22 protein-coding genes are annotated in these 18,777 nt (G+C 65.1%); 10 read left to right on the top strand and 12 right to left on the bottom strand.

Annotated elements, in window-relative coordinates; all coding sequences use genetic code 11:
- Positions 1-25: 25 nt before the first annotated feature.
- From AC1VTH_RS00180 to AC1VTH_RS00165, 4 genes are all read right to left on the bottom strand, one after another.
- On the bottom strand, positions 26-1,132 hold the full coding sequence (locus tag AC1VTH_RS00180; RefSeq protein WP_481334008.1) for a DUF389 domain-containing protein: 1,107 nt from the start codon (positions 1,130-1,132) through the stop codon (positions 26-28).
- Between the two features lie 132 nt (positions 1,133-1,264).
- The gene (locus tag AC1VTH_RS00175) at positions 1,265-1,765 is read right to left on the bottom strand and encodes a flavodoxin (protein WP_481334006.1); all 501 of its coding nucleotides are present in this window, start codon (positions 1,763-1,765) and stop codon (positions 1,265-1,267) included.
- A 61-nt stretch (positions 1,766-1,826) separates the two neighbouring features.
- Positions 1,827-2,570: a carboxymuconolactone decarboxylase family protein gene (locus tag AC1VTH_RS00170; RefSeq protein ID WP_481334004.1), complete on the bottom strand. Its 744-nt coding sequence runs from the start codon at positions 2,568-2,570 to the stop codon at positions 1,827-1,829.
- A gap of 140 nt (positions 2,571-2,710) precedes the next feature.
- Entirely contained in the window at positions 2,711-2,899 is a 189-nt protein-coding gene (locus tag AC1VTH_RS00165; RefSeq protein WP_481334003.1) for a hypothetical protein, read from the bottom strand.
- A 112-nt stretch (positions 2,900-3,011) separates the two neighbouring features.
- Between AC1VTH_RS00165 and AC1VTH_RS00160 the strand changes: the two genes are divergently transcribed.
- A complete protein-coding gene (locus tag AC1VTH_RS00160; protein WP_481334001.1) occupies positions 3,012-3,806 on the top strand; it encodes a LysR family transcriptional regulator in 795 nt (264 codons plus the stop codon).
- 264 nt (positions 3,807-4,070) lie between these two features.
- Here AC1VTH_RS00160 and AC1VTH_RS00155 read toward each other — a convergent pair whose 3' ends face one another.
- Entirely contained in the window at positions 4,071-4,484 is a 414-nt protein-coding gene (locus AC1VTH_RS00155) for a hypothetical protein (protein ID WP_481333999.1), read from the bottom strand.
- A complete protein-coding gene (locus AC1VTH_RS00150; RefSeq protein WP_481333997.1) occupies positions 4,454-4,735 on the bottom strand; it encodes a hypothetical protein in 282 nt (93 codons plus the stop codon). The genes AC1VTH_RS00155 and AC1VTH_RS00150 overlap by 31 nt, the downstream gene beginning before the upstream one ends.
- Before the next feature lie 325 nt (positions 4,736-5,060).
- Between AC1VTH_RS00150 and AC1VTH_RS00145 the strand changes: the two genes are divergently transcribed.
- From AC1VTH_RS00145 to AC1VTH_RS00130, 4 genes are all read left to right on the top strand, one after another.
- Positions 5,061-5,591 carry an LOG family protein gene (locus AC1VTH_RS00145; RefSeq protein ID WP_481333995.1) on the top strand — a complete coding sequence of 177 codons (531 nt, stop codon included), beginning with the start codon at positions 5,061-5,063 and terminating at the stop codon, positions 5,589-5,591.
- Positions 5,592-5,821: 230 nt separating this feature from the next.
- Positions 5,822-7,435, top strand: coding sequence for a peptide chain release factor 3 (locus AC1VTH_RS00140; RefSeq protein ID WP_481333993.1), 1,614 nt, complete (start codon positions 5,822-5,824; stop codon positions 7,433-7,435).
- A 92-nt stretch (positions 7,436-7,527) separates the two neighbouring features.
- Positions 7,528-8,316: an HAD hydrolase family protein gene (locus tag AC1VTH_RS00135; protein ID WP_481333992.1), complete on the top strand. Its 789-nt coding sequence runs from the start codon at positions 7,528-7,530 to the stop codon at positions 8,314-8,316.
- A 3-nt stretch (positions 8,317-8,319) separates the two neighbouring features.
- On the top strand, positions 8,320-8,646 hold the full coding sequence (locus AC1VTH_RS00130; protein ID WP_481333990.1) for a DUF1848 family protein: 327 nt from the start codon (positions 8,320-8,322) through the stop codon (positions 8,644-8,646).
- Here the strand turns inward: AC1VTH_RS00130 and AC1VTH_RS00125 are convergent.
- Both AC1VTH_RS00125 and AC1VTH_RS00120 read right to left on the bottom strand, forming a co-directional pair.
- Entirely contained in the window at positions 8,618-9,334 is a 717-nt protein-coding gene (locus AC1VTH_RS00125; protein ID WP_481333989.1) for a uracil-DNA glycosylase, read from the bottom strand. The genes AC1VTH_RS00130 and AC1VTH_RS00125 overlap by 29 nt on opposite strands.
- Positions 9,335-9,343: 9 nt before the next feature.
- Positions 9,344-9,907, bottom strand: a complete 564-nt coding sequence (locus AC1VTH_RS00120) for a GntR family transcriptional regulator (RefSeq protein WP_481333987.1) — start codon at positions 9,905-9,907, stop codon at positions 9,344-9,346.
- Positions 9,908-10,138: 231 nt separating this feature from the next.
- Here AC1VTH_RS00120 and bsh point away from each other — a divergent pair, with 231 nt between their 5' ends.
- Together bsh and AC1VTH_RS00110 are read left to right on the top strand one after the other, a co-directional pair.
- Positions 10,139-11,107: a choloylglycine hydrolase gene (bsh, locus tag AC1VTH_RS00115; protein ID WP_481333985.1), complete on the top strand. Its 969-nt coding sequence runs from the start codon at positions 10,139-10,141 to the stop codon at positions 11,105-11,107.
- 264 nt (positions 11,108-11,371) lie between these two features.
- Complete coding sequence (locus AC1VTH_RS00110; protein ID WP_293673156.1) at positions 11,372-11,671, top strand: YhbY family RNA-binding protein; 300 nt, start codon at positions 11,372-11,374, stop codon at positions 11,669-11,671.
- A 63-nt stretch (positions 11,672-11,734) separates the two neighbouring features.
- Here the strand turns inward: AC1VTH_RS00110 and AC1VTH_RS00105 are convergent, their stop codons facing one another.
- Positions 11,735-12,028 (bottom strand): hypothetical protein, encoded by a 294-nt coding sequence (locus tag AC1VTH_RS00105; protein ID WP_481333983.1) that lies wholly within the window; start codon positions 12,026-12,028, stop codon positions 11,735-11,737.
- 107 nt (positions 12,029-12,135) lie between these two features.
- On the opposite strand from AC1VTH_RS00105, the gene rlmH reads away from it, so the two are divergent.
- Together rlmH and AC1VTH_RS00095 are read left to right on the top strand one after the other, a co-directional pair.
- A complete protein-coding gene (rlmH, locus tag AC1VTH_RS00100) occupies positions 12,136-12,606 on the top strand; it encodes a 23S rRNA (pseudouridine(1915)-N(3))-methyltransferase RlmH (protein ID WP_481333981.1) in 471 nt (156 codons plus the stop codon).
- A 186-nt stretch (positions 12,607-12,792) separates the two neighbouring features.
- Positions 12,793-13,560: a transposase gene (locus tag AC1VTH_RS00095; protein ID WP_481333979.1), complete on the top strand. Its 768-nt coding sequence runs from the start codon at positions 12,793-12,795 to the stop codon at positions 13,558-13,560.
- 146 nt (positions 13,561-13,706) lie between these two features.
- On the opposite strand, the gene pflB is transcribed toward AC1VTH_RS00095, so the two are convergent.
- The 3 genes from pflB to AC1VTH_RS00080 form a co-directional block, all read right to left on the bottom strand.
- Positions 13,707-15,977 carry a formate C-acetyltransferase gene (gene pflB, locus AC1VTH_RS00090; RefSeq protein WP_481333977.1) on the bottom strand — a complete coding sequence of 757 codons (2,271 nt, stop codon included), beginning with the start codon at positions 15,975-15,977 and terminating at the stop codon, positions 13,707-13,709.
- 111 nt (positions 15,978-16,088) lie between these two features.
- Positions 16,089-16,826 (bottom strand): pyruvate formate-lyase-activating protein, encoded by a 738-nt coding sequence (gene pflA / locus AC1VTH_RS00085; protein ID WP_481333975.1) that lies wholly within the window; start codon positions 16,824-16,826, stop codon positions 16,089-16,091.
- A 356-nt stretch (positions 16,827-17,182) separates the two neighbouring features.
- Positions 17,183-17,932: a Crp/Fnr family transcriptional regulator gene (locus AC1VTH_RS00080; protein WP_293673150.1), complete on the bottom strand. Its 750-nt coding sequence runs from the start codon at positions 17,930-17,932 to the stop codon at positions 17,183-17,185.
- A gap of 91 nt (positions 17,933-18,023) precedes the next feature.
- On the opposite strand from AC1VTH_RS00080, the gene AC1VTH_RS00075 reads away from it, so the two are divergent.
- Entirely contained in the window at positions 18,024-18,713 is a 690-nt protein-coding gene (locus tag AC1VTH_RS00075) for a class I SAM-dependent methyltransferase (protein WP_481333973.1), read from the top strand.
- The last annotated feature ends 64 nt before the right edge of the window (positions 18,714-18,777 follow it).

Here is an 18,777-nt window from a genome sequence, read left to right as displayed (position 1 = left end):
CTCGTCGCTAGGGTCTGCCGCAAGGCTACGGGGTGAACTCCACGCGATCGAGCTGGGGAACGTTGAGGCGGATGAGCTTCTCGGCGGTTTCTCGCTCGTGCGCGTCGAGCGGCTCGTCGGTGGCTACGCGGGCGACGGTCTGCCGCGTGACGGCCCCGTCATCCCCGCTGCCAGAGAAGACGTCCACGCCAACCGTATAGTTCTCGAAGCCGGGGAGAATCGCCTGGAGCTCGCGCGTCGTCTCCGTGACGCCGTAGCCGTCCTCGACGCCCTCGCTCGCAGAGCCAATCGAGCCTGCCGTGAGTGCCACGCAGGGGATGGCGAAGACGATGGTTCCCAGAACCACGCAGCGGCGCACCCTGCGCGAGAGCTTGTCGGTGAGCCAGGCCTCCTCGGGGTCGACGATGCCGTCGTCGTTGAGGTCGCGGTGGAGCGGCACGCGAAGCGCCAACAGCACCGCCTCGGCTGCGAGCGCGATGAAGACCACGTTGATGCCAAACTCGTAGAGGGCGGCGAGGAAGAACGACGCGTCCGAGATCGAGATACCGTAGCCCGCGGCGCACAGCGGCGGCATGAGGGCCGTGGCCACGGCGACGCCCGAGATGAGCGTTGCGGGCTCCTGGTTGCGCGAGTTGCCCAGGCCGCCCGCGAAGCCTCCGGCCAGGGCGATGGAAAGGTCCCAGACCGTGGGGGTCGAGTTGTCGACGAGGGCTGCCGTGGTCGATGCGATGGGCGAGAGCCTGAAGTAGATCGTCGAGGTCACGAGGCAGAGCGCCATCTGCACGACGAGTCCCGCGACGGCCTCTGCCGTGAGGCGGCGGTCGAGCGTGGCGACGCCGTAGGCCATGGCGAGCACCGACCCCATGAGCGGGCAGATGAGCATGGCGCCAACGATGGCGATGTCGGAGTTCGTGTCGAGGCCGATGCAGGCGATGAGCATCGCCACGATGAGGATGCACAGGTGTGTCCCGTTGAGGCGGGCGCCGTTCACGAAACGCTTGCGGATGACGGCGTAGGGTGCGCGACCCTCCCGAATGTTGAACGTGCGCCTAAAGAAGCTGCGCGCGTGGCCGAGAAGCTCGCGCGCGAGCCTCCGCGTCTCATTGTGTTGCGCCTGTTGCTCAGAATCCATGGGTCGCCTCGAGTGCCTTTGCGGTTTTGGGACAATCTACCCTTGCCAGGGAAACGATAACGCAGGACGGCAAGGGGACTGGACCCTTGCCGCCCTGCGCTTGCTTGGCGTTCCCGTTCTGTTGTTTGCGGCCTAGAGCGCCTTGACGCGCTCGATCCAGGCGTCGACGTCTGCCTGCGGTGTCACTTGCTCGTCTCCGCCGGTGGAGTCGAACTGGACCTCCATGCTCGGGCCAAACGCGGCGCCTGCGCAGGCGCCCTCGATGTCGTCGATGACCGAGCCGGACCAGCCGCCGTTGGTTTGGAAGGCCACGACCGTCTTGCCCGCAAGGTCGTTCTCGGCCAGGAAGGTCTTCACGGCCGGGGCCATCGTGTACCACCAGGTGGGCGTGCCCACGGCGATGACGTCGTAGTCCGCCGGATCGTGCTCGAGGCCCTCGATGGCTGGCATGACGCCCTCGTTGACCTCGCGGTGGCCCTGCTCGACCGTCTCGTCGTAGTCGTCGGGGTAGGGCTCGATGGTCTCGATGCGCTCGAGGTCGGCGTCGCAGACGTTGGCCAGCTGCTCGGCGATTCTCTCGGTGTTGCCATTCGACCAGCTGTAGTAGACAACCAGCATCTTCTTGCTGCTCATGCATGCTCCTTGTCCAAAGTGGGACAAGGAGCCTACGGGGCCATTGTCCCACTCGTGTTCGTTACAGGGCGTTGTACTGCTCGTCGTCGACGGGCTCGAGCCACTCGTTGGAGCAGTTCTCGCCCGGGAAGCCAAAGACGAGGTGGCTGAACCAGCAGTCCTTCTTGGCGCCGTGCCAGTGCTTGACGTTGGCCGGAATCTCCACGACGTCGCCGGGCTTGAGGCTCTGGGCGGGCTTGCCCTCCTCCTGGTACCAGCCCTCGCCCTCGACGCAAATGAGGACCTGTCCGCCGCCGGCCGTGGCGTGGTGGACGTGCCAGTTGTTGCGGCAGCCCGGCTCGAACGTCACGTTGTGGATGGGCAGGTAGGCGTCGGGGCCGGTGAGGGACTTGAGGTAGCTCTGGCCAATGAAGTACTGCGCAAAGGCGTCGTTGGGCTCGCCCAGGCCAAAGAAGCCGCCGTGGCCCTCGGCCTCGGCCGCGTCGTCGGCGTAGGCCTCCTTGGCCATGTTGAAGGCGGCCCAGGCGTTGGGCCAGCCGGCGTAGAAGGCGATGTGAGTGAGGATTTCGGTCATCTCGGACTTGGTGACGCCGTTCTTGCGGGCGCTCATCAGGTGGTACTTGAGCGAGCTGTCGACGATGCCCTTGCCGATGAGCGCGCTGATGGTCACGACGGAGCGCAGCTTGAGCGAGAGCTTGTCGTCGCGGTTCCAGACCTCGCCAAAGAGGATGTCGTCGTTGAGGTGGGCGAACTCGGGTGCCCAGTCTCCGTGGGCGTCGTGGCCGGCGGTCTGCTTGATTGCCATGGTTGCTTCCTTTCGGTGTCATGCATGATGACGTGTGCGTTTTCCTGCTATTACTTGCCCATCGTACGAGCCGTGCAAGAAATGCGATGCCTGCGGTTGCGGCCCAATCTGCGCCGCTGTCGGCGCGGCCTCGCAAGCGCCTACAGCTTGCCGCCAAAGACGGGGAAGAAGCTCGAGTCGCCGTAGTCGTGGACGTGTTTGGCGGTCTCGAGCGCGTCCATGTCCGTGGCTGAAATCTCGAAGCCCGCCTCGGCGTTGTTGGCGATGCGGGCGAGGTTGGCGGTCTTGGGCAGCGGCAGCAGGTCCAGCTGAAGCAGGAGCGCATGCACAGCTGCGCAGAGGTAACGCCGTAGCGGGCGGCCGTCTCGACCACGAGCGGGTTGTCGAGCACCATGCCGTGCGCGATGGGCGAGTAGGCCCGAGGATGCCCTGCTCCTGACAGTGCCCAATGAGCTCGAGCGCGAGCTGGGGTGCACGCTGCTCGACCGCACCAACCGGGCGACCATGCTCACCGAGGACGGCATGCGCCTGCGCCAGCGCGCCGAGGAGATCGTGTCGTTGGTAGACCAGACCGAGCGCGACATCACCGACCGCGGAGACGAGCTTGCCGGAAACATCCGCATTGGCGCGGGCGAGACGCAGGCCATGAGCGTACTCGCCGAGGTCTTTGCCGATCTGCGTCGCGAGCACCCCCGCGTGACCTGCGGGCTGTTCACGGGTAACGCTGACACGGTCGAGGAGCGCCTCGAGCGTGGCCCGCTCGACTTTGCCCTGCTCCTCGAGCCGGTAAAGCTCGAGAAGTACGAGTGGGTGCATCTGCCGGTGACAGACCGCAGCGGCGTCGTGGTCGCGGCCAACAGCGAGCGGGCAGGCCTCGACGCGGTGACGCCCGAGGTGCTCGCGCGCATGCCGCTCATCGTGAGCTCGAGGACCACCAACCGCGACATCGACTTCGAGGAGTGGTCGGGCGGCAGGGTTCGCCGCGAGGACCTCAACATCGTGGGCCCGCACGACCTCGCGGGCAACGCGACGTGGCTCGTCAAGAGGGGCGGGCTCTGCGCCACGAGCATCGACCACCTGTTCCACCTCAACGACGACAACCTGCGGTCCATTCCGCTCGACCCGCCCGTGTCGATTGGTTCGTATGTGGTCTGGAAGAAGTATCGGCTGCGCTCGCGCACCTGCGAGGAGTTCCTGCGCCGCTTGCGCATCGCCTGCGAGAGGCGGGGCGCCTGACCCGCAGGCATGTCGCCCTGGCGTGAACTTGCTGCTTGCGGACAGGTGCAAGCTCGCCGCCTGTAGCCCTAATCAACTTATTCGTGCTCGTTTTGCATTGGCTTGGATAGAGCCCAAAATGCAACCTTCGCCAACTGGGGTTTTAAGGCGAGTTTGCAAGCGATACGCGGCGTTTACGCAATTAAGCACGAAAAAGTTGATTAGGCATGCAGGTGGGGCGCCGCAACCCCCGAACTTGGTCGCGGTGCCCGTCACAACGAGCCCCTACAGCTTGCGCAGTACAATCGCGAGCGTGTCGAGTAATTCGAGCGCGCTCGCCTCGACGGCCGCGCGGTCGCCCACCGCGTACTCGTTGTCGCAGGCGAGCCAGTCTGCCCAGGCCTCGCGTGTACAGCCCATCTCGTGCATGTCGACGATCTCGGCACCGTTCGACCGGACAATCATCGCGCGCCACCAGGCGAGGTCATGCATGTACTCGAGCTGTTCGGGCGTCCACGATGCAAGCGGGCAATCCGGCAGGTTACCGTGGCAGTCGCGTACCATGCCGGGAATCGAGAGGTAGAGCATGCCGCCGCGCCGCACGTAGGGCAGCAGACGCTTGTCGAGGTAGCGCGGGTCGCGCTCGTAGTAGCTGTACGAGTCGATGCTCACCACGCACTCAAAGAACTCACGTGCCACGGGAAGCCCCTGCGAAGCGTCGGCCTTGATGGGTGAGTCGTTGCGTCATCGATGCCAGGCCCGCGAAAGAAAACGCGGTTCTCGGCGGGGTCGCTCCACAGGTCAACGGCGTAGACATCGAGGCCGCACTCGCGCACGAGCAGGGCGCTCGTGATGCTCGCGCCGCTGCCAAGGTCGCAGGTGAGCGTGACGGGCCTGGGGCTGGTGCCATCGAGCAGCTCCTCGCAAAGCTTGAGCGGGCTGGGGCCCATGATCTAGGCGTGCACGAGGGATTCGCTAAGCGTGCTCGACTTGGGAAGGTCGCTCTTCTTCATCATTGTTCGTCCTGTCATGGTTTGATGGGTAAGAATGACGGGAGGGAACGGCACAACAACATCGGGCCGCCTGCGGGCGTACCCCTGCGTGCTGCTATTCGCCGTTCCCTAACGAGCAATGGCCAAAAGACATCCCCTTGGATGAGTTGGCTTCGAGGCGTTTGCCTCATGACCAACGCCGTACGGCCACCACGGCGGCAACTTACGCTTCTGTAAGCGAGCGCGTGCGGCGGCCCTGGGGCAAGGGGAGAGCGGAGGCAACGTGAACATAACGGTCTACCTGGGCGCCAACAGCGGCAACGACCCCGCGCTCGCATGCGCGGTGCGCGAGCTGGGCACCTGGATTGGCGCCAGCGACAACGACCTGGTCTACGGCGGCTCGCGCGCGGGCCTCATGGGCGAGCTGGCCGACGCGGTGCTTGCCACGGGCGGCGAGGTCACGGGCGTGGAGCCGCAGGAGTTTATCGAAGCCGACCTCCAGCACGAGGGCGTCACGCGCCTCATCGTCACGCGCGACATTCCCGAGCGACGCGCCAAGATGATCGATCTGGGAGACGCCTTCATCGCCTTCCCGGGCGGTACCGGCACGCTCGAGGAAATCTCTGAGATTATCAGCAACGTATGCCTGGGCCACATCGATCGCCCGTGCGTGCTCTACAACCTCAACGGCTTCTATGATGAGCTCGAGGCACTGCTCGCCAAGATGGTGTGCATGGGCCTCTCCACCACCGAGCGCCAGAGGGGCATCTCCTTTGCCGCAACGCTCGGCGAGGTCAAGCAGCTGCTAGGCTAGGCGAGAAGGCCGCTCGCGACGCCGCGTTGCTTCCATATCGCGCAAGCGCCCGCCGATGTCGATGCCGCCCGCTGTCCAACCACGGCTCTCGCAAGCCCCTCGACCAGACCGTCACGTACCTGTAGGAAACGTGGGGCACGCGGCGCACGACCGCCCCTGGCACACGTGCCGTGCGCCCCACCCGCTACAATACGTGAGGCACATCAGCGCAAGCGCAACAAAGGAACCGCATGTCATCTCTTTCGGACCAGATCTCATCCCGCCGCACGTTCGCGATCATCTCGCACCCTGACGCCGGCAAGACCACCCTTACCGAGAAGCTCCTCCTCTACACCGGCAGCATCCAGACGGCCGGCTCGGTCAAGGGCAAGAGCAGCTCCAAGCACGCGGTCTCCGACTGGATGGACATCGAGAAGGAGCGCGGCATCTCCGTCACCTCCTCGGTGCTGCAATTCACCTACAACGGCGCCTGCGTCAACATCCTCGACACCCCTGGCCACCAGGACTTCTCCGAGGACACCTACCGCACGCTCATGGCGGCCGACGCCGCGGTCATGGTCATCGACGGCGCCAAGGGCGTCGAGGCCCAGACCAAGAAGCTCTTCAAGGTCTGCACCCTGCGCCACATCCCCATCTTCACGTTCGTCAACAAGCTCGACCACGACGCGCGCGACCCCTTCGAGCTCATGGAAGAGATCGAGAACGTCCTGGGCATCAACACCTATCCCATGAACTGGCCCATCGGAAGCGGCCGCAACTTCCGTGGCGTGTTCGACCGCCAGAGCCGCCGCGTCATCGCCTTCGAGGGCGACGGCCACGCCAACGCCTCCAAGAAGGTCGCCGAGATCGAGTGCGAGCTGGGCGACCCGGCCATGGACGAGCTCATTGGCGAGGAGAACCACCGCAACCTGATGGACGACATCGAGCTGCTCGATGGCGCCGGCGACGAGCTCGACCTCGACGCCGTGGCCTGCGGCAAGCTGTCGCCCGCCTTCTTTGGCTCGGCGCTCACCAACTTTGGCGTGGAGCCCTTCCTCAAGGAGTTCCTGCGCCTGGCGCCCGCGCCGCGCGCCTACACCGACGTCATCTCGGGCGAGCCGGTCGAGCCCACCCGTGACGACTTCTCGGGCTTCGTGTTCAAGATCCAGGCCAACATGGACAAGAACCACCGCGACCGCATCGCCTTCGTGCGCATCTGCTCGGGCAAGTTCGAGCGCGGCATGACGGCGCGCCACGTGCAGGGCGAGCGCAACCTCAAGCTCGCGACGGGCACCTCGATGATGGCCGACGACCGCGCCATCGTCGACGAGGCCTATGCCGGGGACATCGTGGGCCTGTTCGACCCGGGCATCTTCTCGATTGGCGACACGGTCTGCACGGGCAAGCAGCCGGTGCGCTTCGCGGGCATCCCCACGTTTGCCCCCGAGCACTTCGCTCGCATCTCGCAGGTCGACACCCTCAAGCGTAAGCAGTTCGTGAAGGGCATGGAGGAGCTTGCCCAGGAGGGTGCCATCCAGATCTTCCGCGAGCTGGGCGCCGGCATGGAGAGCGTCGTCGTGGGCGTCGTGGGCGTGCTGCAGTTCGAGGTGCTCGAGCAGCGTCTCAAGAGCGAGTACCACGTCGAGGTCTACCGTCAGCCGCTGCCCTTCTCCGAGATTCGCTGGATCGAGGGCGACATGGACGAGAAGGAGGTCCGCGCCCTGTCGCTTACGCGCGACACCATGCGCGTCGAGGACATGCGCGGCGGCAAGCTGCTGCTGTTCACGAGCGAGTGGAACCTCAACTTTGCCATCGAGCACAACGAGGGGCTCAGGCTTAGCGAGTTTGGCAACGTCACGTTCTAGCGTTGGCCGGTTTTCGATAGTTTGATGCGGGTTTGTGCGAGCGCCTCTCGTAGAATCAGTGATTCAGGGCTGATTCGCGGGAGGCGCTTTCCATGGATAAGAAGTACCTGTTCTTTGACATCGACGGAACGCTTGCCGTTGGCAGGCCCGGCGATCAGTACGTTCCCGACTCCACGCGCGAGGCGCTCGAGCGGCTGCGCGAGGTCGGTCACTTCCTGGCCATCGCCACGGGCCGTGCTCAGGCGCTGGCCGTCGACTACATGCATGAGCTGGGCTTTCACAGCATGGTGAGCGATGGCGGCTACGGCGTCACCATCGACGACGAGTTCCTGGGCGTGCGCCCGCTCGACCACAACGCCTGCGTGGCGCTGGTCGACGAGTGCCGCGAGAAGGGCTATCCCTGGAGCATCCAGGTCGAGAACTCCGACACGCGCTTCACGCCCGACGGGCGCTTCGAGGAGTTCACGCGCGACATCTACCAGAAGACGCGCGTGGTGCCGGGACTCGAGCCTCGCGACTACCCAGAGATCTACAAGGTGAACGTCGCCTGCTACGAGCCCGACGAGCGCAGGCTCAAGACGCTGCCCGCGCTTCCGTGGTGTCGCTACCAGAAGGAGTACATCTTCGTGGAGCCGGCCGACAAGGCCTATGGCATCAGGCAGATCCTGGCCCACGAGGGCGGCGCACCCGCGGACGTCGTGGTGTTTGGCGATGGTATCAACGACCTGTCGATGTTCACCGGCGAGTGGACCGGCGTGGCCATGGGCAACGCGGCGCCCGAGCTCAAAGCCGTGGCAGACCTCGTGACGGCCCCCGCCGGCGAGGACGGCATCTTCAGGGCCTGCGAGCAGCTGGGTCTGTTCGAGCCCGTGGAGCGCTAGGCCTTGATCATCCAGGCGGGCATGCGCGCGGACATCCCGGCGTTCTACCCGGAGTGGCTCGAGCGGCGGATCTGCGAGGGCTACGCGCTCGTGCGCAATCCCTACAACCCCGTGCAGGTCACCCGCTACGACCTCTCGCTCGACGTGGTTGACCTCATCGGTTTTTGCACCAAGAACCCGGCGCCCATGCCGGGGGCGCATGGACGCGCTCGAGCCGTATGGTCAGTACTGGTTCGTGACGATCACGGGCTGTGGCCGCGAGTTCGAGCCGGGCGTCCTGTGCCATGCTGCCTTTTGCGTGCTATTGGCCTGCGGTTGTCCAGTCGATAGGCTTGGCGCCTGCGTCTACCAGCAGCTTATTGGCGCGCGAGAAGGGCCTCGAGCCCATGAAGGCGGGCAGCTCTCCTGCTGCGCGCGTGGCCGAGAGGGGCGAGGGGTGGGTGCTTGCCAGGCAGTACTTGTGCGTGGTGGCGCCTGCGCCGGTGCGCGCGAGCGCCCCCTCGACGAGGTTCTGGGCAAAGCGACCCCAGGCGAGGAACACCACGGGCTGCGGCAGCTCGCAGCAGCGCTCGATGATGTGATTGGTGAGCGTCTGCCATCCCAGCTTGGCGTGCGCATTGGCCTTGTGCTCGACCACCGTGAGCGTGGTGTTGAGCAGAAGCACGCCCTGCCTCGCCCACGAGGAAAGATCTCCCGAGGCGGGAGCCGTGCAGCCCAGGTCGGCGGCCATCTCCTTGTAGACGTTGCGCAGGCTGGGCGGCAGCTTGGTTCCCGGCTGCACCGAGAACGAAAGGCCCATGGCCTGGCCCTGCTCGTGGTAGGGGTCCTGCCCCAAGATCACGACGCGCACGTTGGCGGGGGCGGTGAGCGAAAGCGCGCGCAGGATGGCGTCCTGCGGCGGGTAGATGACCTGTTCGGCGCGCAAGGCATCGACCTCGGCGAGCAGGCGCTCGGTGGTGATGCGCACGTCTTGCGGGGCTTCGGCGAGCCAGTCGTTGCTGGCGTCGGGCATGTTCATGGGCTTGTCCTACCTCGTTGCGATGCTGCGGAATTGGTAGCCGTTGGGGTGGCGCGAGACCGAGTACTCAAAGGGCCGTCCGCCGTCGAGGTACGCCACCTGCTCGACCTCGAGGAGGGGCGAGGTCGCCCTGACGCCAAGCCAGGCGCACTCGTCAATGGTGGGTAGCACGGCGCGCACGATGCGATAGGCAAAGCGGTCGGGCTCCATGCCCAGGCGCGCGGCAATGATCCTGGGCGGCACGATGACGTTGAAGCCGCGCGCCTCCGTGGTGACCGTCTGCCCCTGCGCCTCGTGCTCGGCCTTGAAGCCAAGCATGTGGCGGCCCATCTCAAACTGGCCCGAGTTCTCGAACGTGGACGTGCGCATCTTCACGAACGACCCCGAACCGCGGCGCTTTGAGATGTTGCCTCGCGTCTCGAGCTCGTCGAGCGCCTTCTTGACGGTGATCTTGCTCACGTTGTACGGCTCGCAGAGGGCCGTGGCAGAGGGGAGGTGGTCACCGGGCTGGCAGCGGTGGGCAGATATCTTGTCGATGAGGTCGTCGAGAACGAACTGGTGCTTCATGGCCATGTGCGCTCCGATGGTGCGTGATGTGCGGTGAGCGGCGTGGCCGTTCAGTTCCGTTTGAGTAGGTCAAAGTATGCCACGTGGCCCGTCGCGTCCGTGTGCGGACTCGGTGAAGCGTCGGTGCCCGGGCGCATGGGCGGGTAGAAACGTTGTGTACAACGAGCGCCTGCGCCTGCCGTCGACGTGATTTGCGGCATCGGTGGCAGGCGCGAACACGCAACGAAGGGAGTGCCCATGTGCACGGGTGTTAGGTTTACCGGCAAGGACGGCGAGATGTACTTTGGCCGCAACCTCGACTGGAGCTGCGGCTACGGCGAGTGCGTCCGCATCATGCCCAAGGGGTTCCCGGTCCGCTACCAGTTCCTTGATGATGCCCCGGCCGCCCATGCCGCCATTGGCATGTGCGTTGACTATCTCAACTACCCCATGTTCTTCGATTGCGGAAACGACGCGGGCCTGGCCGTGGCGGGCCTCAACTTCCCGGGCTACGCGGCCTATGCCGACGCTCCCGAGGAGGGCCGCACCAACGTGTGCGCCTACGAGTTCCCGCTGTGGGTTGCCGCGAACTTCTCGAGCGTGGACGAGGCGGAGGCCGCGTTGAGGGACGTGACCATCGTGGGTGCCTCGGCGGGCGAGGGTCTGGGCGTCTCGTACCTGCACTGGATCATCGGCGATGCCTCCCGCAGCATCGTGGTCGAGGCGCGCGAGGACGGCATGCATGTGCTCGATGACCCCGTTGACGTGCTCGCCAACCAGCCCTCGCTCGAGTGGCACCTCGAGAACCTGCGCAGCTACATCACGGCCACGAACGACTTCCCCGGAGAGGCCACGTGGCGCGGTGCCAAGCTCGCCCCTTACGGCGCCGGTGCCGGCATGCGTGGCATTCCGGGCGACTGCTACTCGCCCTCTCGATTCGTCAAGGCGGCCTTCCTCAACGCCAACTATCCCGAGAAGGACGGCGAGCGCGACAACGTGATTCGCATGCTGCGCACGCTCGAGGGCGTGGCGATGGTCGAGGGTGCCGCTCGCATGGGCAACGGCGACTTCGAGAAGACCCTCTACACCAGCTGCTTCTCGGCCAAGACGGGCACGTACTATTACACCACCTACGATGACCCCGCGATTCGTCACGTGAGCCTGTCCGACGCCGCGGGTGCTCCCGCCGACAAGCTCGTGTGCCCCGAGCCCAGCAGGGAGTGGTAGCGGGCTCCTAAGTCTCGATCTTGGGCCGAGGCGAGCGTGCGGTTGATGCGCTCGCCTCGGCCCTGTTCTTTGCACGGGTGGCTTTTCGGATCGAGCCGACGCGCGAGGTCTGCGCCGGACCCATGACGCGCGAGTCGGCCCGGGTTGTGGGCATTGGCGGGGGAGAGTGCGGGCGCGCTTCTCGCCCGGCGCGATGATGCACTATTGTTAGCTGGTTATTTGGATGCCCCGCGCATGCGGGGCGTGAAGGAAAGTAGGAACCACATGGCCCTTGCCGGTCGCCAGATCCGCCAGCTCCGTAGCATGGCCCACCACCTCGACCCCATCGTCACTGTGGGCAAGCAGGGCGTTGCCCCGGCCGTCGTTGATCAGACAAACGACGTTCTCGAGACCCGCGAGCTCATCAAGTGTTCCGTGCTTGACAGCTCCGGCCTGTCCGTTCGCGAGGCTGCCGATCAGCTCGCCTCGCGCACCCACTCCGAGGTCGTGCAGGTCATCGGCCGCCGCTTCTCGCTCTATCGCGAGAGCTCCCGCGACGACATCGAGAAGATCAAGCTGGTCTAGCGGGCCGCGGCCCGTGTCGTGCGGGAGTGGCAATGCCGGGGTTATCGGGGCTTGCTGCACCCGCTACCTCGCTGGTTTGTGCGTGAGGTGCCAGCCGTTGCAGTAGGGGCAGCGATAGCAGTGCAGGTCGCGCGAGCCGTGACGCTCGCAGTCGCGTATGGCGAACTTGGCGTCTCTCTGCGTGGGGTAGCGCTTCTTGCGCTCGCAGACCTTGTGGCGCAGCTGCTGCTCGCGCTGCTCGTCTGCCTGGCGGCGGCGCTCGTCCTCGCGGGCAAAGAGGCTGCCGAGCTCGTCGCCGAGCGACTGCTCGAAGGTCTCCCTCTGCGCCTTGCGCGCCTGTCTCTTCTTGCTGCCCACGGTGGTCCTTCTCGTACGTGTTTGCTGTCTCGAGTCTACTGTATGCTGGGCGGCCCTTGCCATCTTGAGCGATGATGGCGGGCCGCTTGCTTTGAAAGGTGGGGCGCATGAACTACACCGTCGTGTGCGTGGGCAAGCTCAAGGAGCGCTTCTGGACGGAAGCCTGCGCCGAGTACGTCAAGCGCCTGGGCGCCTACGCCAAGATCAAGGTCTGCGAGGTGGCAGACGTCGACCCGGCACGTGCCGGCGGCGTTGACGGGGCGCGTGCCAAGGAGGGTCAGGCAATACTGGCCGCGATTGCGCCGCGCTCGCACGTGATCCTGCTCGCGATCGACGGCAGGCAGCGCTCGAGCGAGGACTTCTCGGCCCATCTCGACGACCTCGCCCTGCGCGGCAAGAGCGACCTCACGTTTGTCATCGGCGGGTCCGACGGCGTGTCGCTCGAGGTGAGGGCCCGTGCCAACGAGACCTTCTCGTTTGGCCCCATCACCCTGCCCCACAATCTCGCCCGCGTGGTCCTGCTCGAGCAGGTCTACCGCGCCTGCAAGATCAGTCGCGGCGAGCCCTACCACAAGTAGCCTGGGACAAATTAGCCCGTAGCCTTTCTGTCCCATTTTTCCTGCGGTTTGGGACAGATGTGCCCGTAGCCTTTCTGTCCCATCTCGATATTGCATCTGCGGCTACCGAATAAAGCGCGAGTCTGGGTTTCTGTGCGCAAGGCCTGTGATAACTTCTCCTGCTAAAACTTAGGGGAGGGGTACGGCATGGGGAAGCGGAAGGGCGCGCGCTCGGGCGTCTATCACGTCATGAGCCGTGGGTCGGGAAAACAAATCATATTTGAAGACAACGCGGACAGGCGGCACTACATCGACGTGATGCGCGCATCATTCTCTGCGGACAGTGGCGTGATCCTAATCGCTTGGTGTCTGATGGACAACCACGTTCATCTGCTCATCTCAGGTGAGCTTGCCGACATCGCAATCTCAATGCGGCTCCTAAGCTCATCTTATGCGATGTACTTCAACAAGAGACACGCTCGCGTGGGACATCTCTTCCAGGGCAGATACAAGAGCGTTCCCATCGAGACGGATGCCCAGCTTGCCGCCGTTATCCGCTACATCCATCAGAACCCCTGGAAGGCGGGCTACTCGACATCCTGCGACTATCCCTGGTCTAGCTATGGCGAGTTTCTCCACTGTGCGGACGACGGAACTCCGGCTACGGAGCTCCTGGAGCTGTTTGGCGGAGCTGAGGGGTTCCGTGAATTCCACGCTCATCTTGGCGGGAGCCAGGCGTGCACGACGGAAGACGCTGAATTTGGGAGCGGGCATAGGGCCATGCCGGCGTCCGTTGCCTTAGACGTTGCGAGGGCCGCGCTGGGCGGTATTGAGCCCAGCGCCGTCTCAAGCTTCCCGCGGGCCAAGAGAGACGCATCAATTTCGCGTCTCGGTGCCGCCGGTCTCTCTGTTCGACAGATCGAGAGGTTGACCGGAGTGTCTAAAAGCACGGTTGCCCGCCTATTGGGACACTAAGGCTACGGGCTAAAGTGTCCCAAACCGCAGGAAAAGTGGGACAGAAAGGCTACGGGCTTAAGTGTCCCAAGACAAATAGACGCCCACAGGTCGTGTGACCCGTGGGCGTCCTACCAGCCGAGTGGCTGTCATGGCGTCGGTCCCGACTACATCCTGTCGTGGCAGGTGCGGGCGATGACGTCGAGCTGCTGCTCGCGCGTGAGGTCGATGAACTTCACGGCGTAGCCGGAGACGCGGATGGTGAAGTTGGCGTACTCGGGCTTCTCGGGGTGCTCCATGGCGTCCTTGAGCTTCTCGACACCAAAGACGTTGACGTTGAGGTGGTGCGCGCCGTTGGCGAAGTAGCCGTCCATGACGTTCACGAGGTTCGTGACGCGCTGCTCGAGGTCGTTGCCCAGGGCGCTCGGGTTGATCGTCTGGGTGTTGGAGATGCCGTCGAGGGCGTACTCATACGGAAGCTTGGCAACCGAGTTCAGCGAGGCCAGCAGGCCGTTCTGCTCGGCACCGTAGGCGGGGTTGGCGCCCGGCGCAAACGGGGTGAACGCCTTGCGGCCGTCGGGGGTGCCGCCGGTGGCCTTGCCGTACACGACGTTCGAGGTGATCGTGAGGATCGAGGTCGTGGGCTCGGAGTTGCGGTAGGTGTGGTGCTTGGCGATCTTGCCCATAAAGGTCTTGAGCAGCCACACGGCAACGTCGTCGGCGCGGTCGTCATCGTTGCCGTACTTGGGGAAGTCGCCCTCGACCTCGTAGTCGACGACGACGCCCTGCTCGTCGCGCACGGTCTTGACCTTGGCGTACTTGATGGCGCACAGCGAGTCGACGACGTGGGAGAAGCCGGCGATGCCCGTGGCGAACGTGCGGCGCACGTTGGTGTCGATGAGGGCCATCTCGGCGGCCTCGTAGTAGTACTTGTCGTGCATGTACTGGATGAGGTTGAGGATGTTGACGTAGAGGTCGGCCAGCCAGTCCATCATGAGGTCGAACTTGTGCATGACCTCGTCATAGTCGAGGTACTCGCTCGTGATGGGCGCGTACTCGGGGCCAACCTGCATGTGGTTGCCCTGCTTGTCGAGGAACTTCTCGTCCTTGCCGCCGTTGATGGCGTAGTTGAGTGCCTTGGCGAGGTTGGCGCGGGCGCCAAAGAACTGCATCTCCTTGCCCGTCTCGGTGGCCGACACGCAGCAGCAGATGCTGTAGTCGTCGCCCCAGACCGGACGCATGACGTCGTCGTTCTCGTACTGGATCGAGGACGTGTTGACAGAGATCTTGGCGGCGTACTTGCGGAAGTTGTCCGGAAGGCGCTTGCTGTAGAGCACCGTGAGGTTGGGCTCGGGGGCGGGGCCCATGTTCTCGAGGGTGTGCAGGAAGCGGTAGTCGTTCTTGGTGACCATGTGGCGGCCGTCCTGGCCAAGGCCGGCGACCTCGAGCGTGGCCCAGACCGGGTCGCCCGAGAAGAGCGCCTGGTAGGACGGGATGCGGGCGAACTTGACGATGCGGAGCTTCAGCACGAGGTGGTCGATGAGCTCCTGGGCTTGCTCCTCAGTAATCTTGCCGTCAGCGAGGTCGCGCTGGATGTAGATGTCGAGGAACGTGGAGACGCGGCCCACCGACATTGCGGCGCCGTTCTGCGTCTTGATGGCGGCAAGGTAGCCAAAGTAGAGCCACTGCACGGCCTCGTGGGCGTCGCGGGCGGGCTGCGAGATGTCGTAGCCGTAGGCGGCGGCCATCTCCTTCATGCCCTTGAGGGCGCGGATCTGTTCGGCGATCTCCTCGCGCTGGCGCACGATGTCGTCGGTCATGGTGCGGCCGCCGCAGTGGGCAAGGTCGTTCTGCTTACCGGCGATCAGGCGGTCGATGCCGTAGAGGGCAACGCGGCGGTAGTCGCCGACGATGCGGCCGCGGCCGTAGGTGTCGGGCAGGCCGGTGATGACGTGGGAGTGGCGGGCGGCGCGCATCTCGGGGGTGTACGCGTCGAAGACGCCCTGGTTGTGCGTCTTGCGGTACTCGTTGAAGATCTGGTTGTACTTGTCGTTGACGTGGAAGCCGTAGTTCTCGGCGGCCTGCTGGGCCATCTTGATGCCACCGTAGGGCATGAAGGCGCGCTTGAGCGGCTTGTCGGTCTGAAGGCCCACGACCTGCTCGAGATCCTTGAGGTCGTTGTCGATGTAGCCGGCGCCGTAGGCGGTAAGGCCCGAGACGATCTCGGTCTCGCACTCGAGGACGCCGTTGTTGGCGCGCTCGGCGGCCTGGAGCTCCTGGACCTTGCCCCAGAGCTTGTCGGTGGCCTCGGTGGGGCCGGCGAGGAACGACTCGTCGCCGTCGTAGGCGGTGTAGTTGCGCTGGATGAAGTCGCGGACGTTGATGTCGTCCACCCAGTGGCCGCTCTTAAAGCCGCTCCACTCGTCTCTTAGCTGCATGTTTCCTCCTTTTTGCGCCGCTGCTGGGGGAGCAGTCTCGGCGCTTTTGCTGTTGCTCGGCGCGAACGCACCGAGGGGTTACCGTGATTGCGAAAAAGCCGTCCGCGGGTGCTAGCTGGCCGCCTCGCCGCGAAGGATGCGCTCGGCGTGGGCCACGCGCTCGGGTGTGGGCGGGTCGACATCGCGCAGGGTGTAGGGAAGGCCCAGCTCGTCCCACTTGAAGATGCCAAGCGTGTGGTAGGGAAGCACCTCGATGCGCCGCACGTTGTCGAGCGTCTCGATGAAGCTGCGGGTGCGCTCGAGGTATTCGTCGACGTCGGTGATGCCGGGAACGAGGACGTGGCGAATCCAGACGGGCTCACCCATCTCGCTGAGGTAGCGCAGACAGTCGAGGATGTTGGCGTTGTCGCGGCCGGTGAGGTCGCGGTGACGCTCGGGGTCGATGTGCTTGATGTCCGCGAGCACGAGGTCGCAGGCGGCCATGAGGCGGTCGAACTTGGCGAGCCACGTGGGGTCGCGGGTGAAGGGCGCAAGCGACGAGTCGAGGCAGGTGTTGATGCCGCGCTCGTGGGCGCGCTCGAACAGCTCGGTCACAAAGTCGAGCTGGGCGAGGGCCTCGCCGCCCGAGACGGTGATGCCACCCTCGGGACCCCAGTAGCTGCGGTAGCGCTCGGCTCGGTCGAGGATCTCATCGGCATCCATGAGCTGGAAGTCCTTGCCCGCCCAGGTGTCGGGGTTGTGGCAGTAGCGGCAGCGCATGGGGCAGCCTTGGAGAAAGACGAGAAAACGAACGCCGGGCCCGTCGGCCGAGCCAAACGACTCCATCGAGTGAACGCGCCCTTGCGTCATGGCTTCTCCTGAGCTTGCGGTGACGGCCCGCAGGCCGTCCTTCTTTGCGTTGTCAGGGGAAAGATAACGAGTGCGCGCGATAAGTTCCTTGACCGAAATCAAATAACGAAAAAATATTGTTTAATCTGGCTAACTTTATGAAAACGCCACAAAGAGCGTTCGAATGGGCGAACAAGCTGGCTCTTTGGGAGGGGGAGACGGGCGCCGGCCCCCCCCCATTCGCGCCCTCGACGTCGTTGCCCATATCGTGCTTGGCTCATTGTGAGCGGCCGGTCTGTGCGCCGTCGGTGCGGCGAACATCCGTGCCTGGTCGTGCGGCCTGATGCGGGCCAGCATCTCCTTGCGCGGCCGCTTCCCTATGCCTCCGAGACACGCGCGAGCCCTTCGCGGTCGAGCACGAGCAGCCTGCCGCGGCCGGTGCGCCTCACGAGCCCCTCGCGGTCGAAGCGAGCGATGTTTCTCGAGACCGTCTCGGGGCGCAGACCCACCGAGCTCGCGATGTCCTCGAGCTTGAGGCGAATCTCGGGTCCTGTGCAGCTGCGGTCGCGAATGAGCAGGTACTCGGCAAGGCGGCGCCTTGGCGAGCGAATCGAGAGCATGAGGATGCGCTCCTCGGCGCGGTTGAGCTCGGTGCACACTATGCGGATGAGGTCCATGGCAACGTCGGGGTGGTTGGCGAGCATGCGCTCGACGTCGGCGCGGTGGATGAGGCACAGGCGCACCGGCGTGAGGCACGCCACCGAGTAGCCGTAGGTGTGCTTCTCGAGAAACATGCCGTTCCAGAGGGCCTGGCCCTCGTGCAGGACATCGAGGACGTACTGTTCGCCATCGGAGGTGCTGCGGAAGGTCTTGATGCGTCCCGACCTCACCACGACGATCGACTCGATCTGGTCGCCCTCGTGGACGATGATGTCGTCCTCGTCATAGCTCGCGTGGCGGGCGCGTGCGAGAAGCTCGCGCTTCGCCGACGCGGGAAGGCCCTCGAACAGCGAGATGTTGTCCATGCACGAGCTGCCCGCCCGGCTAAAGGCGCAGTCGTGGCCGGCTCCGGCGCAGACGCGCTCGGCCTGCGCGGCGATCCTCGCGTGCTCGTTGCTGTTGATCATAAGCCCTCCTCGTAACGGCGCCATTCTATCAGGCGCCCGCAGCAGGGCGGGGCGATAGAATCGAAGCCAACGGATGAGGAGGGAAGAGCCCGTGGAGAAAGATGAGATTGCGAGCAGGGCAAGCGAGCTTGAGCTGCCGCGCAGCGTTGAGCTGCGGTTTGTTGGAGATGCCCTGGGGCTGTGCGCCGACGGCATGGAGCTCGTCGAGGACTTCCGCGAGCTTCTTCCCCGCCTGCGGCAAGACCGTCTGGGCCGTGAGCTGCTTGTGAGGGCGGCGCGCGTCAAGGGCGCGGGCGAGCCCGTTGTCATTGACGCCACGGCGGGGCTCGGCGAGGACTCGCTGCTGCTCGCCGCTGCGGGCTTTGCGGTGACGCTATGTGAGAACGACCCCGTAATCGCCCTGCTGCTCGCTGACGCTCTGCGCCGTGCTGCCAACGAGCCGCAGCTAGAGGGTATCGTTGGTCGCATGCGCCTCGTCGAGGGCGATTCCGTCGACGTGCTGGGCTCGCTCGGCCGGGCGCCCGACGTGGTCTACCTCGACCCGATGTTTCCGGCGCGCACGAAGAGCGCGGCGGTCAAGAAGAAGTTCCAGCTGCTCCACCACCTCGAGGCTCCCTGCGCAGACCCCGAGCGCCTCATGGGCGCGGCCATCGCGGCGGACCCGCGCAAGGTCGTGGTGAAGCGGCCGGCCAAGGCGCCGCTGCTTGCGGGCGTCAAGCCCAGCCACAGCGTGGCCGGCAAGGCCGTGCGCTTCGACGTCATCGTGGCGCCGCGGCCCTAGGGCGTCGCCGGCCGGTGCTGGCCCTCGGGCCGCCGCGGCACCTCGCACGCACGCCCCGCCAAGG

The organism is Parolsenella sp. (assembly GCF_982402205.1).
This window is presented reverse-complemented; position numbering and strand designations above follow the sequence as displayed.